The sequence below is a fragment of the Nonomuraea sp. NPDC001699 genome (assembly GCF_053596455.1).
On sequence record NZ_JBSFGF010000036.1, the window covers coordinates 1 to 12,847 of the forward strand.

The 12,847-nt window shown below is 73.4% G+C and carries 7 protein-coding genes; 3 read left to right on the forward strand and 4 right to left on the reverse strand.

The genetic code is table 11. From position 1 onward, the window contains the following. Positions 1-40: 40 nt before the first annotated feature. Genes ACWCSU_RS48860 through ACWCSU_RS48870 form a run of 3 tightly spaced genes read right to left on the reverse strand, consistent with a single transcriptional unit; the run spans position 41 to position 7,240 of the window. Positions 41-4,117 (reverse strand): S8 family serine peptidase, encoded by a 4,077-nt coding sequence (locus ACWCSU_RS48860; protein ID WP_449943586.1) that lies wholly within the window; start codon positions 4,115-4,117, stop codon positions 41-43. A 33-nt stretch (positions 4,118-4,150) separates the two neighbouring features. After that, entirely contained in the window at positions 4,151-4,282 is a 132-nt protein-coding gene (locus tag ACWCSU_RS48865; RefSeq protein WP_357703855.1) for a hypothetical protein, read from the reverse strand. 33 nt (positions 4,283-4,315) lie between these two features. Beyond that, on the reverse strand, positions 4,316-7,240 hold the full coding sequence (locus tag ACWCSU_RS48870; protein WP_449943590.1) for a helix-turn-helix transcriptional regulator: 2,925 nt from the start codon (positions 7,238-7,240) through the stop codon (positions 4,316-4,318). Between the two features lie 171 nt (positions 7,241-7,411). Here ACWCSU_RS48870 and ACWCSU_RS48875 point away from each other — a divergent pair, with 171 nt between their 5' ends. Next, positions 7,412-10,645 (forward strand): S8 family serine peptidase, encoded by a 3,234-nt coding sequence (locus tag ACWCSU_RS48875; RefSeq protein ID WP_449943593.1) that lies wholly within the window; start codon positions 7,412-7,414, stop codon positions 10,643-10,645. 78 nt (positions 10,646-10,723) lie between these two features. Here ACWCSU_RS48875 and ACWCSU_RS48880 read toward each other — a convergent pair whose 3' ends face one another. Next, on the reverse strand, positions 10,724-11,362 hold the full coding sequence (locus tag ACWCSU_RS48880) for a CGNR zinc finger domain-containing protein (RefSeq protein WP_357703860.1): 639 nt from the start codon (positions 11,360-11,362) through the stop codon (positions 10,724-10,726). Positions 11,363-11,433: 71 nt separating this feature from the next. Between ACWCSU_RS48880 and ACWCSU_RS48885 the strand changes: the two genes are divergently transcribed. Next, positions 11,434-12,183, forward strand: coding sequence for a metallophosphoesterase (locus ACWCSU_RS48885; protein WP_449943596.1), 750 nt, complete (start codon positions 11,434-11,436; stop codon positions 12,181-12,183). Then, on the forward strand, positions 12,180-12,797 hold the full coding sequence (locus tag ACWCSU_RS48890; protein WP_449943598.1) for a LysE family translocator: 618 nt from the start codon (positions 12,180-12,182) through the stop codon (positions 12,795-12,797). Before ACWCSU_RS48885 ends, ACWCSU_RS48890 begins: the two co-directional genes overlap by 4 nt. Positions 12,798-12,847: the final 50 nt, after the last annotated feature.

Sequence of the window (12,847 nt, forward strand, 5' to 3'; positions counted from 1 at the left end):
GCGGCCGGCCCGGAGCCGGCCGCGCGCCCCCGGGAGATCGTCAACGCAGGTCGAAAGCCCGGAGGGTGGTCTGCTTGACGGTGTTGCCCGCCTCGTCCCACGCCTCGACCTTGAGGGTCACGGCGCCCTTGGTGGCGCCGAGTTCCGGATAGCGGGTCCGCGCAGTGTAAGTGCCGTCCTTGCCGCGCTGCACGGCGACCGGCGTGTACGTGGCGCCGTCGTCGGTGCTGGCCCACAACTTCAGACCGGCGATGCCGGCCATCTTCGACGCGGACGGCGAGTGGTAGGCGGACACCGTGAAGGAGTGCGTACGCCCGGCGCGCACGCTGTTGGCGGCGTCCAGCGTGTCGCCCAGGTCGTAGCCGACGAACACGACCGGAGCCGGCCGGCAGGGCTGGGCCGTCCCGTACAGCGCTTCCAGCGAGCAGAACGAGCCGGGCAGGCGCTCGGTCCCGACCGGGACGGTGAAGGTCCACTCGGTGTCGTGCCGGTCGTTCCTGGCGGTCACCCGGTAGCTGCCCGACTGCTTCGGCAGGGTGAAGACCGGCAGGATGGTCGAGCCGCCGGCCTCGGCGCGCGGGATCTCCCGGCCGTCTCTGTAGAGACGGACGTCGAAGCCCGGTTTGGTCAGGTCGTTGACCGGCCAGTAGCCGCCGCTGTACTGCCTGGTGCCCGGGGAGCCGTAGCTGGGCTCGAACTCCGCCCACAGCTTGTCGCCCTGGACGCACATCATGCACCGGAAGAACGCACCCAGATTGGCGCCCGGCCGGGCCAGCCCGTAAACCTTGGCCGAGCCGGTCGCGGCGCCGGGAGTGAGCGGCGTGGCCATCCAGGTCCGCCGGACGCGTACCGGCTGGTCGAACACCTCCAGCGCCCACTGCGGGACGCGGAAGTCCGCCGGTGCGCCGCGCATCTCCTCCATGCCGTGCGACCAGAGGAGTCCGCCGTCAAGTGGCCCGACCCAGTCGCGGCGTTCCTGCCGGGTGAGCCTGGGGCCACCCCACCCGGCGAGGCTCGCCGACAGCGGCAGGACGTCGTCGGGCCTGGCCGCGTACCGCCAGTCGTCGTAGCGGTGCGGGGACACGACGTGGGCGTCCAGATCGACCCTGGCCAGGTCGCGCTCCTTGAACGTGTAGTGCAGTGAGCGCGACACCCGGCCCTCCTCGTAGGGGGCGAAGGTGTAGGTGTAGGGCGACTCCTCGGTGCCGGTCACCCGTACGGTCACCTGCCTGCCGCGGGTGAGCCGGTCGCGCAGGGCGAGCCCTTCCCTGGAGGGCAGGGACACCGTCGGCACGCCGATGGGTCTGGCCTCCCCGGTGAACGGGATCTGCGTGAAGCCCAGCGGGATCGCGCAGCCGGTCCCGGCCTTCGGGAAGTGCGCGACCGCCGCCGCGCCGGCGTCACGGATCGGGCCGATGCGCTCGATCTGGACGCCGCAGGCGTCGCCGAACACGCCGCTCGACATCGGCGCCTCCAGCAGGACGAGCTTGCCGCGCAGGTCACGGCCCGCGAGGTCCTCGGGCATGCCCTCGCCGACGTCGGCGACCTCCAGGTCCCGCGTCCCGGTGAACGGCCGGAAGTCGGGGAATCCGTCACTCTGCTCGTGCACCCCGGACGTGTTGAAACCGTGCAGCGCGGGGACCGGGTGCAGAGTGAGCTTGTCGCGCCCGCGCCCGCGCACGCTCATGGCGACCTCGGCCTGTCCGAGGGTGAAGCGGGTGTGGAAGCGGAAGGCGCCCTTGGTGACCTTCTCGGTGGGCAGCGCCCACAGCCGGGCGAACCCTCCATAGGGCGCGCGCGGCCAGGTGAACCCCATGTAGGAGCCTCCGTTGACCACGGTCCGCTGATACGCCAGGTTGGGGAAGTTGCTCAGCGGCTCGGCGGGCTCCGGGGTGTCGAACCGCACCTCGCTCAGCTTCCGGCCGTCGAGCGTGATCTCGGTGTCCCCCGTGACGTTGAGCTCCGGCACGGAGAGCATCGCCAGGTTGAACCGGTCGTCGTCGCCGACCCACTCGACGAACTGCGCCACGCTGATGACGCCCTGCGGGACGCGGACGACCGTGGTGCCCTCGGCGGTCACGGAGACGCCGCCGATGACGCCCTTGTCGCCGGAGACGTCGATGGTGTCCTGGGCCCAGGGGGTCAGCGGCTTGCCGTCGCGGCCCAGGGTGTGGATGGTGAGCGTGGCCTTGGGCACCTCGCGGACGACGCCCACGGGGGTGCGCAGCCGGACGCCGTCGGCGGTCGCGGTGACGGCGCCGGTGTAGTTGTCCAGGCCGGTCAGGGTCTTGGGGTCGACGGTGACGGCGGCGGTGGCGGTGCCTCCGGCGGGCACGGTGAGCGTCGTCCCGCCGAGGCGCAGCCCGCCCTCGACCGCGCCGCCCGCCGACCCGCGCAGGTCCGCGGCGAGCGTCAGCGTGACGGGCGCGCCGCCCAGGTTGGTGTAGGTCACCTCCCGGGTGGTGGGCTCGGCGCCGCTCTCGACGGCGCCGAAGTCGATCCCGCCGGTGGTGGCGAAGACCTGCTGCGTGTACGCCCTGGCCAGGTCGACCCGGCCGGCGCCCTGCTTGTACACGCTGAGCGCGTCGTCCTTGGCGGTCGACATGAGCGCGGCCTTGAGCTGCGGTCCCGTCCACCCGGGGTGGCGCTGCGCCATGATCGCGGCGGCTCCGGCGACGTGCGGGGTGGCCATCGAGGTGCCGTTCGCGGTGGTGTAGTGCTCGTCGAGCGGGCTGCCCAGGCTCGTGCCGGCGGCGCGCGCCGCGGTGATGGCCACGCCGGGAGCGGCGATGTCCGGCTTCAGTCCGCCGCCGACACGCGGTCCCTGGCTGGAGAAGGGGGCCCACGCGTCGTTCTTGTCCACGGCGGCCACGGTGAGCGCGGCGTCGGCGGTGCCGGGGGTGGCGACGGTCCCGGCCCCTCCCCCGCCCTCGTTGCCCGCGGCGATCACGAACAGTGCCCCGGCCGACGCGCTGAGAGCGTCGACCGCCTGGCTCATCGGGTCGCTCCCGTCACTGGGACCTCCGCCCAGGCTCATGCTGATCACCTTGGCTCCGGAGGCGGCGGCCCACTCCATGCCCTCGATGATCTGGGAGTCCTGGCCCTGTCCCTCGTCGGACAGCACCTTGCCGACGACCAGCCGGGCGCCGGGCGCGACGCCCTTGTGCCTGCCGCCTCCGCCCGCGCCGGAACCGGCGATGGTGGAGGCGACGTGGGTGCCGTGGCCGTGGCCGTCCCGCACCTCCTCGCCGGGGATGAAGGACTTGCTGTCGGCGATCCGGTCGGCCAGGTCGGGGTGCGTGGCGTCGATCCCGGTGTCGAGGACCGCGACCTTCACGCCGGTGCCGTCATGGCCGCCGGCCCACGCTTGCGGCGCGCCGATCATCGGGACGCTCTCGGCGAGGTCGGCCTCGACCTTGCCGTCCAGCCACACCTTGGCGATCCCGCCGCGCAGCGCCGACCGCCCGGCGAGCCCGTTCCCGTCGGGTACGGCCCGCACCGCGGTCCAGAAGGCGCCCGCCTCGGCCTTGGTGACCTGGAGCGCCGAGGCGTTGAGGCTTTCCAGCGTGAGCACGGGCTCGCTGGCGGGGATGGCCTCGGCCGCCGAGGCGACGGCCCTGTCGGTGTACTGCCCGGGATACTGCACGATGACGGGCAACTGCTTGGTCTGGTCGTCGGTGTAGCCGTTCTCGGCCAGGTAGGTGACGTTGAACAGCTCCGGGTCCAGGCGGCCCGCGTTGATGGCGGGCACGGCGTCGCTCGGGGTGACGTACACCCCCTTCGGGGTGGCGAGCGTGGAGAGCTGGGCGGTGGTGCCATCGGGGCGCCCGCTCGACTCGGGCCGGACGGAGTACGTGCCGCCACCCGCGTCGCTGAGGCGCACCCGGTCGCCGGTGATCAGGGTGACCGTGCGGTCGCCCCTGCCGAGCCCGGTCAGCGCGATCGGGCCGGTGACCTGGCCGGTCGCCGGGGCGGCGGGCCCGGGTTCCTGGGCGGCCAGGGCGGGGACGCCGGGGACGGCGAGCGTGCCGAGGACGAGGGCCGAGGCCGCGAGGAGCGCGCCGGCGCGGCGGGGCCTGAGGGAGGGGGGATCATGCGGTGATCTGCGTGGGGACATGCGGAACTGCCCTTTCGGCTGCTGGGGGGTGATTCAGACGGGCTCGAACCCTTCGGGGGCGTCCTCAAGGGGTTCGACGGCCGGCTTCTCCGGCGGGGCCGCCGGTCCTTCCGGCGCTGGGTCGGCGCCGGCCGGTTCGCCATCGGGGGAATCGGTTTCGGACATGCCACAAGCCTCGTTCGCGTCCCCCGGCGGGGACTATGGGTAGGCCACCCCATTCGCGGTGCCCGTACCGGGTGGGTCACTACGGGGGTCCCCGAGACGCGCGCCGAGCGCGGTACGGGAGCGCAGGCCGAGCTTGCGCAGCGCGGCGCCGAGGTGCTTCTCCACCGTCCTGGGCGAGACGAACAGCCGTCGGCCGATCTCCCGGTTGGTCAGCCCGGCGGCGGCCATTTCGGCTATCTCCCGCTCCCGAGGCGACAGGTCGTCGCCGTAGCCCTGCGGACCGCCGGGGTAGCGGCCCTTGACCGTCACGCCGTGCCTGCGGGCGAGCTGCGCGGCGCGGTCGAGGTCCCATCGGGCGGCCAGGTCGCGGAACGCCGCCATCGCCTCCACCAGCAGCTCCTCCGCCTCGGCGGCCCCGGCCGCGAACAGCCGTCCGGCCGCCAGCTCGCGGGCCTGGGCCGCCTCGTACGGCGCCCCCAGCAGGTCGTAGCCGGTCGCCGCCGCGCGGAACTCCGCCGCGGCCTCCGTGTCGTCCCCGATGAGATGGCCGCGCGCGTGCCCCAGCGCCGCCGGAGCCATCGGCGCGTCGAGGCCGCCGAGCTTCACCGACAGGCGTTCCACCAGCGCGACCGCGTCGTCCCGCCGTCCTGCCGCCGCCATCGCCTCGGCCAGTGCGGGCAGCGCGCGCACCGCCAGCGGCCAGAGGCCCTTGGTCTCCCACACCTCGACGGCCGCCTCGGTCGCCGCGAGTGCGGTCCCGGCCTCGCCGCTCGCCGTGGACAGCCGCAGGAACGCCGCCGCCGACAGCGTGAGCAACTCGTAGGCGCCATGGGCCAGAGCGTTCCCGGTGACCTCGGGCAGCTCGCGCCTGGCGGTGTCGACCTCGCCGCGCGCCAGCGCCAGGCAGGCCGCGACGATCTCGGCGCCCAGGCGGTCGTACGGCCGCCCGCCGTACTCGTCGAGCAGCAGCGCGGTCTCCTCCTCCAGGCCGTCCCAGCGGCCACGGCAGCAGGCCAGCAGCAGGGCGATCAGCCGGCAGCGCGACAGCGGCTCGCGTGACGACTCCTCGCCCGCGGCGCCCCGCATCGCCGCGTCCAGCAGCTCGGCGGCGACCTCGTAGCCGCCCGCGAGGCAGGCGTTCTCCGCGATGGACCGGTAGGCGCCCACCTCCTGCCGATGCCGTGGGCGGCCGCCGGTCCTGCGGCGCACCTCCTCGGTCAGCGCCAGCCAGCGCGGGTCGCCGTACCCGCTGAAGGAGGTCGCGACCTTGCCGAGGACGAACACCTCCTCGACCGGGTCGCCGATGCGCGGCGCGGTCTCCAGGGCCCGTTCCAGCCACACGACGTGCTCGGCCAGCGGCACGCCCGGGTCCATCGGCCTGCCGAGCGTCGCCATCGCCCACGCTGCGAGGTCGGGCCGGTCGGCGAGGTCGCCGACGGCGGCGGCGATCGTGCGGCGCTGCACGTCCGGGTCCACCCCGAGCCTCTCCTGAAGGGTGCCGACGAGGAAGTTCAGCTCTCCGCGCAGCGGGCCCGGCTGCTCCGTCTCCAGCGCCTGCGACAGCAGGTCGATGATCTGCGGAGGGCGCAGCACCTGGGCGGCGGCCCAGCCCAGGCGGGCGGCCAGGCGGCCCCTGCGGTCCGGGGCGTGCGGCGCGTGGCGCAGCACGTCCTCCAGTATCCGCACCGCCTCGGCGTCGTCGCCGAGCCGGGAGGCCAGCTCGGCCGCCCGCTCGGCGGCCCCGACCCAGTCGGCCAGCCGCCCGGCCTGGCGCAGATGGTGGGCCTCCTGGCCGAGCGGCACCGGGCTCAGCATCCGTACGGCCGCCGCCGCCCGCGCGTGCAGCTCCTGCCGCCGTCCGAGCGGGATCGCGCCGTAGATCGCCTGCGCGGCCAGGACGTGCCGGAACGCCACCGCGCCCGCCTGCTCGGCCAGCAGCCCGGACATCAGCAGCTCGTCCACCCCGGCCACGGTCTCGGCCCTGGGCAGCCCGGACACCCGGGCCAGGTCCGCCGGACGCGCCGGCGCCTGTAACACCGCCGCCGCCTCCGCCACGGCACGCGCCGCCTCCGGCAGCCGCGCGACCCGCTCGCGCACCGAGTCCCGCACGCCCGGCGGCACGTCCAGCTCCGCCACCGCTTTGCGCGCCCACCGTCCGCTGCGCAGCCTGATCAGTGCGCCCCGCGCGCGCAGCAGCGCCATCAGCTCCTGCACGGCCAGCGGCAACCCCGACGACAGCTCGTGCAGATGCGCGCCGAAGTCGTCGGTGACGCCCGGCTCCCCGAGGATCGCCGCCGCCAGGTCGCCGGTCTGCGCGACGTCCAGCGCCTTCAGCAGGATGTGATCGTGGAACACCGCGTCGGCGGGCCGCCCGGTCACCTCCCTGACCTCCGTGCCGGCCTCCTCACCCCGGTAGGTGAGCACGACCGACAACCCCGGAGGCGGCGCCGCCAGCGCGTAGGCGAGGAACTCGACGGTCTGCTCGTCGGCCCAGTGCAGGTCCTCCACGACCAGCACCACCGGGCCGAGCGCCCGCAGCACGTCGGCGAGCCCGCGGAACAGCCGGTGCCGTTCGGCGGCGCGATCGTCCAGCGGCTCCAGCGCGGGCGGTAGCACCGGCGCCAGCTCGGGCAGCAGGCCGCGCAGCGCGCCCGCCACCGGCGACAGCTCGGCCCGCGCCAGCGGCTCCTCGGCCCCGCGCAGCGCCTCCACCAGCGGGCCCAGGGGGAACGGCTCCCGGATACGCCGGGCGCCCCCGCACAGCAGCAGCCGATCGGCCGTCCCGGGCCGCGTCGCCAGCTCCGCCAGCAGCCTGCTCTTGCCGATCCCGGCCTCGCCTTCGAGGACCACCACGGCGGGCGGCCGGCTCACCGCCGCGGCCAGGCGGCGAAGCTCCTCCTCGCGGCCGACCAGGACCGGGGAGATCACCCGTCCCTCGACCGTGTCGCCGTTGGCCATCGAGATCGCCTCCGCTCACCTGCCCCTTGCTGCGATCATTCATACAGCAACCGGCCCGGCGGACATCCTGGCGGGCCGCGCCTTCCGCACGAGGCCGCGGGGCAAGGCGTGAAAGGAATCTCGCGATCGGCTGAGAAGTACTGATCCACTTCTCGTCGATCAGGAGCATCCATGCGTTTGAGAAAGAGAGCCGGTGCGGCTGGGGCGTTACTGCTCAGCGCCGCTCTGCTCGCCCCCGGCCCGGCCGTCGCCGTGTCCCCGCCTGCCGGAACGCAGCCACCCGCCCCGGCCCCACGGACCGTCACGCTGATCAGCGGTGACCGTGTCACAGTCACCGGGCCGCGCGGCGCGGTGATCGAGGCCGGTGAGGGGAGGAAGGGGGTCACCTTCATCACCGACGAGAGCGGCGGGCGGTTGCGCGTCGTGCCGAGTGACGCGAGGCCGCTGCTGAACGCGGGGCGGCTGGACGCGCGGCTGTTCGATGTGACCACCCTGCTGGAGTACGGCTACGACGATCGGCGAAGGGATCTCCCACTCGTCGTCACCGGGGCCGCTCAGCCCCGGACGCCGGCCGGAGCCTCGAACGGAACGGCGCTGGCCGCGGTCGGCGGGTTCGCGGTGAGGGAGGAGCGGGCGCACGCCTCCCGTTTCTGGAAGGACCTCACCGGAGGGCAGGAGAAGGCCGGGGCAGCGGGGCTCCTGTGGGACGCCGGCGGGAAGGCCAAGGTATGGCTCGACGGGCTACGAGAGGTGTCGCTGGACACCAGCGTCCTGCAGATCGGGGCGCCCGCGGCCTGGGCGAAGGGCTTCACCGGGGAAGGGGTCAAGGTCGCGGTACTGGACACCGGGATCGACGCCACCCATCCTGACCTGGCGGGCAAGGTGAGCGGCCGGCAGGACTTCACGGATGAGCCCGACGAGCGTGACCTTGTCGGGCACGGCACTCACGTGGCCTCCACCATCGCCGGGAGCGGTGCGGCGTCCGGTGGGCGCTACCGTGGCGTCGCCGCGGGCGTCACGCTGCTGGACGGCAGGGTGTGCGCGTCGCGCTTCTGCACCGACTCGGCGATCCTGGCCGGCATGCAGTGGGCGGCGGAGCAGGGCGCCCGGGTGGTGAACATGAGCCTCGGCATGCCGGGCACACCCGAGCAGGACCCCCTGGAGCAGGCGGTCGAAGCCCTCAGCGACCAGTACGGCACCCTCTTCGTGATCGCCGCGGGCAACGATGGGCTGGAGCGCGGGGTCAGCACCCCGGCCACGGCGGACGCCGCACTGGCCGTCGGCGCGGTCGACAGGTCCGACAGGCTTGCCGCTTTCTCCAACACGGGGCCCAGGCCGGGCGACGGCGGGCTCAAACCGGATGTCACCGCTCCCGGGGTGGACATCACGGCCGCGCGCGGGAAGGACAGCCCCGGGACCGGCTCCTACGTCGCCAAATCCGGTACCTCGATGGCGACGCCGCACGTGACGGGAGCGGCCGCTCTGCTGGCGGGGCAGCACCCCGATTGGAGGGGCGACCGGCTGAAGGCCGCGCTGATGGCCTCGGCCGAGCCGCGACCGGAGATCGGCGTCTTCGCACAGGGAGCGGGCCGGGTGAACGCGGACCGTGCCACGGCGCAGACGGTGACGGTGCGGCCGCCCGGGCTGGGGTTCGGCGTGCAGGCGTGGCCGCACGACGACGACCGGCCGGTCGTCAAGAAGCTGGCCTACCACAACGATTCCACGACACCGGTCACGCTCACCTTGCGGGCGAGGGGCAGTGCGGTCTTCACCGTGAGCCCGAGCACGCTCACCGTGCCTGCCGGCGGCCAGGCCGCGGCGACGGTCACCGCCGACACCCGCGCCGACGTGGCCGACGGGCTGGTGAGTGGATACGTCCTGGCCACAGGGCCTGGCGGTGTGAGCGTGAGCACGCCGGTCGGTGTGGAGAAGGAGGTCGAAAGTTACGACCTGACGGTGCGCCACACCAGCCGGGCCGGAGCCGCCACCGGTGACTTCGAGATGTCGATCAGGCGGCTGGACGTCTCGCAGCCGCCGATCGTGGTGTTCGGCGGGCAGAGCAGCTTCACCACGCGCCTGCCGAAGGGCACGTGGCAAGTGGACACCGTCGTCCTGGACGAGGCGGGCCTCACCCTGCTCGTCCAGCCCGAGCTGGTCCTGGACCGGGCGCGGACGGTCGAGGCCGACGCCCGGCTCGGCAGACCGCTCGCCGTGAAGCCGCCGAGCACCGACGCGATGCCGGCGTCGGCCCAGGTCGTCTATCAATGGCAGGCAGCCGGTGGCCCGTCGGCCAGGGGGTGGGTCGGCTACGGGTTCGACCGGCGTTTCACCGCCCAGCTCGGGCCCGCGCGCGACTACGACGGCCTGCTGACCGAGGTGGCCGGAGAATGGACGGCAGGCACGGACACCTACCGGGCGGCCTGGTTTCAGCCAGGGCGGATGGTGACCGGCTTCGAACGGTCGGTGGACCTGAAGAGCTTGGCGACCGTACGCATGGATTACGCCAGTCACCTGCCCGACGCGGAGGTCAGGGCGGCCGGCCGGGCCTGGCCGCGCAACGCCGCCATCCCCTCCTACGTGGTCCCGACCTCGTTCACCACTCCCTCGGTGCGGACGGTACACCTCAACACTGACGGAGGCGTCCGCTGGCAGAACCTGCTGCGGGAACACGGCCCCGACGGGCGGGTCAATCAGTTCGAGTCCGGGTTCACGCGCTACCAGGCCGGTCAGGTCACCACCGAGCGGTGGAACCGGGGTGTGTTCGGCCCTTCCCTGCCGTCCGGGGACCAGGTCGGTGACAGTGTCAGCCGCACCGGCGACGTCGTCTCGGCTGATCTGTGGATGTTCGGCGACGGGCGGGGTTCGCTCGGCTACTCCTCCAGGGCCGGCGAACACATCGCTCTCTACCGCGACGGCGTGCTCGTCGGCGAGGCGCCGTCCCTGATCGCGGGCTTCTCCGTGCCCGCCGGGCGGGCGGCGTACCGGCTGGTCGCCGAGGCGGAGCGGGGAGCTCCGGCGACGCTGTCCACGCGCGTTTCCGCGTCTTGGACGTTCCGGTCCGACACCACAGACGCCCTCACCCGGTTGCCCGTGTCCGTGGTGCGCTTCGCTCCCGAGCTCGACGCGCGGAACACCGCACCGGCCGGTCGTGCCTTCACCGTCCCGGTCAGCGTGCATGCGTTGCCCGGCAGCGCGGCGGGCCGCGCACGGGACCTGTCCGTGGAGGTCTCCTACGATGACGGGGCCACCTGGGCGAAGGCGCAGGTCCGGCACTCGGAGGTGGTGCTGCGCCACCCGGATGGTGACGGGTTCGTGTCGTTGCGAGCCAAGTCGATCGACGTGTCCGGCAACGTCGTCGAGCAGACCGTGATCCGCGCGTACCGGATCGCCTCGGCGACCAGCTGACGGCTCGCCTGGCCGGCTCCCTCATGTTCTGGACGGCGGCGTCCGAGCTCAGCCGGCCGCCGCCGTCCACGGTGCCGGTCAGGACCCGGGCAGCTCTGGGGCGGTCGTGGTGTTGTGGCGCTGGTAGTGGCGTGCGGCTCGGGCGCGGTTGCCGCATGACGGCTTGCACCACTCCTGCCGCCCGTGGCTCTTGACGAAGTAGCGTACGCAGCGCGGCGCGTTGCAGGCCCGCAACTGCTCACGCTGCGGACCGCTCAGGAAATCGATGGCGGCCCGCGCCAGGGCCGCGATCAGCTGGACGCTCGCATCGCGCTCGGTCGACAACACCGCCGTACGGGGTGTTCCGCTCGCGGGCCAGTCGAGTTGCGGGACGATCGCCTCACGGGCGGCAGCCGCGTTGAGGTGCGCCAGCGCCTGCTCGACCGGCATCAGCCGGTGGGCATCGGCCCGGCTCGGGGGCGCCGGGCTGACCGCTTGCGCGAACAGCGCCCGCACGGCCCGGCGGAGCCCGACGATCTCGCCCCTGAGCTCCTCCCCCGCCGTGAGCTCCGCGACGTCGACGCGGCCGGCCAGCAACTCGGCCTGCTGATGGATCCAGCGGGTCGTGCTCTGCGCCGTCGCCAGGTCGTCGGCGACACCGCCGTTGCCGTCGTGGCGGATCGTGCTCGCCAGTTCCAGTGCCGGCCAGCGCTCCACTCGAACCTCCCGGTTGCTCACGGCCTCTTTCGTACTCTATGGTCCCTAACGCTAAATCCCATTTAACCATTAGAAAGCTTGGGGATCGCACGATGACGTTGCTCCTGGCTCAGATCAGCGACCTGCACCTGGACGGCACCGACAGGGCGACCCGGCGCGCCACCCAGGTCATGGACCACCTGAGGGCGCTGCCCCGCCCGGTCGACGCCCTGCTGGTCACCGGTGACATCGCCGACCACGGCGAGGAGGCCGAGTACGAGCAGGCCGCCCAGATCCTGGCCGCCCCCTTCCCGGTGCTCACCTGCCCCGGCAACCACGACGTCCGCCCGGCCTACCGCAAGGCGCTGCTGCGACAGCCGTCCGCGCCCGGCCCCGTCAACCGGGTGCACCACGTCGCCGGCACCGCCATCCTGATGTGCGACTCCACCATTCCCGGGCGCGACGAGGGCCGGCTCGACGCCGAAACGCTCGCCTGGATGCACGCCACCCTCGACGGACTCGCCCCGGGCACGCCCGCGCTGATCGCCTTCCATCAGCCGCCCGTCGTACTCCACCACCCGCTGCCCGACTCAGGGCGGCTGGAGGCGCCCGGCGACCTGGCCGCGCTGCTCGACGCCCATCCGCAGGTCGTCGCCGTGCTCACCGGCCACGCTCACACCGCGGCCGCCTCCACCTTCGCCGGTCGTCCTTTGATCGTCGCACCGGCCGTCACCTGGACCCTGCGCCTGCCGTGGGAGGGCGACCAGCCCGCCGACCGCGACCAGCCGCCCGGCCTCGCCTTCCACATCCTGGACGACGACCACCGCCTCACCACCCACTTCCGCGTCGTGCTCCAGGCATGACCCACACGTACGCGGTCACTGCGTTCCTCCTGGCGATCCTGCCCGTCATCGCCACGCCGGGCGCCAGCCTGACTCTGCTCATCCAGCACGTCACGGCCGGTGGTCACCGGCAGGCCCTCCCGATCATCCTCGGTACGGTCAGCGGCCTGTACACCCACGCGACCCTGGCCATCGCCGGACTGTCGGCCCTGGTCATGCACTCCAGCCAGGCCTTCACCATCGTCAAACTCCTCGGGGCCGCCTACCTCGTCGGCCTCGGCCTGTGGACCTGGCGCTCCACCACCCGGCCCCCGCCTCCCCCGCTGACGGAACGGCCGAGGCGTACCGGCTCCGTCTACACCCAGGCCCTGCTCGCGAACGTGCTCAACCCCAAGGCGGCCTCCATCTACCTGACCCTGGTCCCGCAGTTCATCGTGCCCGATCGTCCCCTCAACGGGCAGATCTTCACCCTGGCCACCGCCCATGCCCTGCTGATGGCGGTGTGGCTGCTGACCTGGACGGCCCTGGTTCGCCAAGGGGCGTCCATGCTGCACAAGGCCCGCTTCAGGCGTGCGGTCGGCAAGGTGACGGCGGTGGTGCTGGTCGTCCTCGGTGTCCGGGCCGCCACGACGTAGGCGATGTCGCGGTTGGCGGCGCCTTCCTGCTGCGCCGCCGGGGCTCTCTC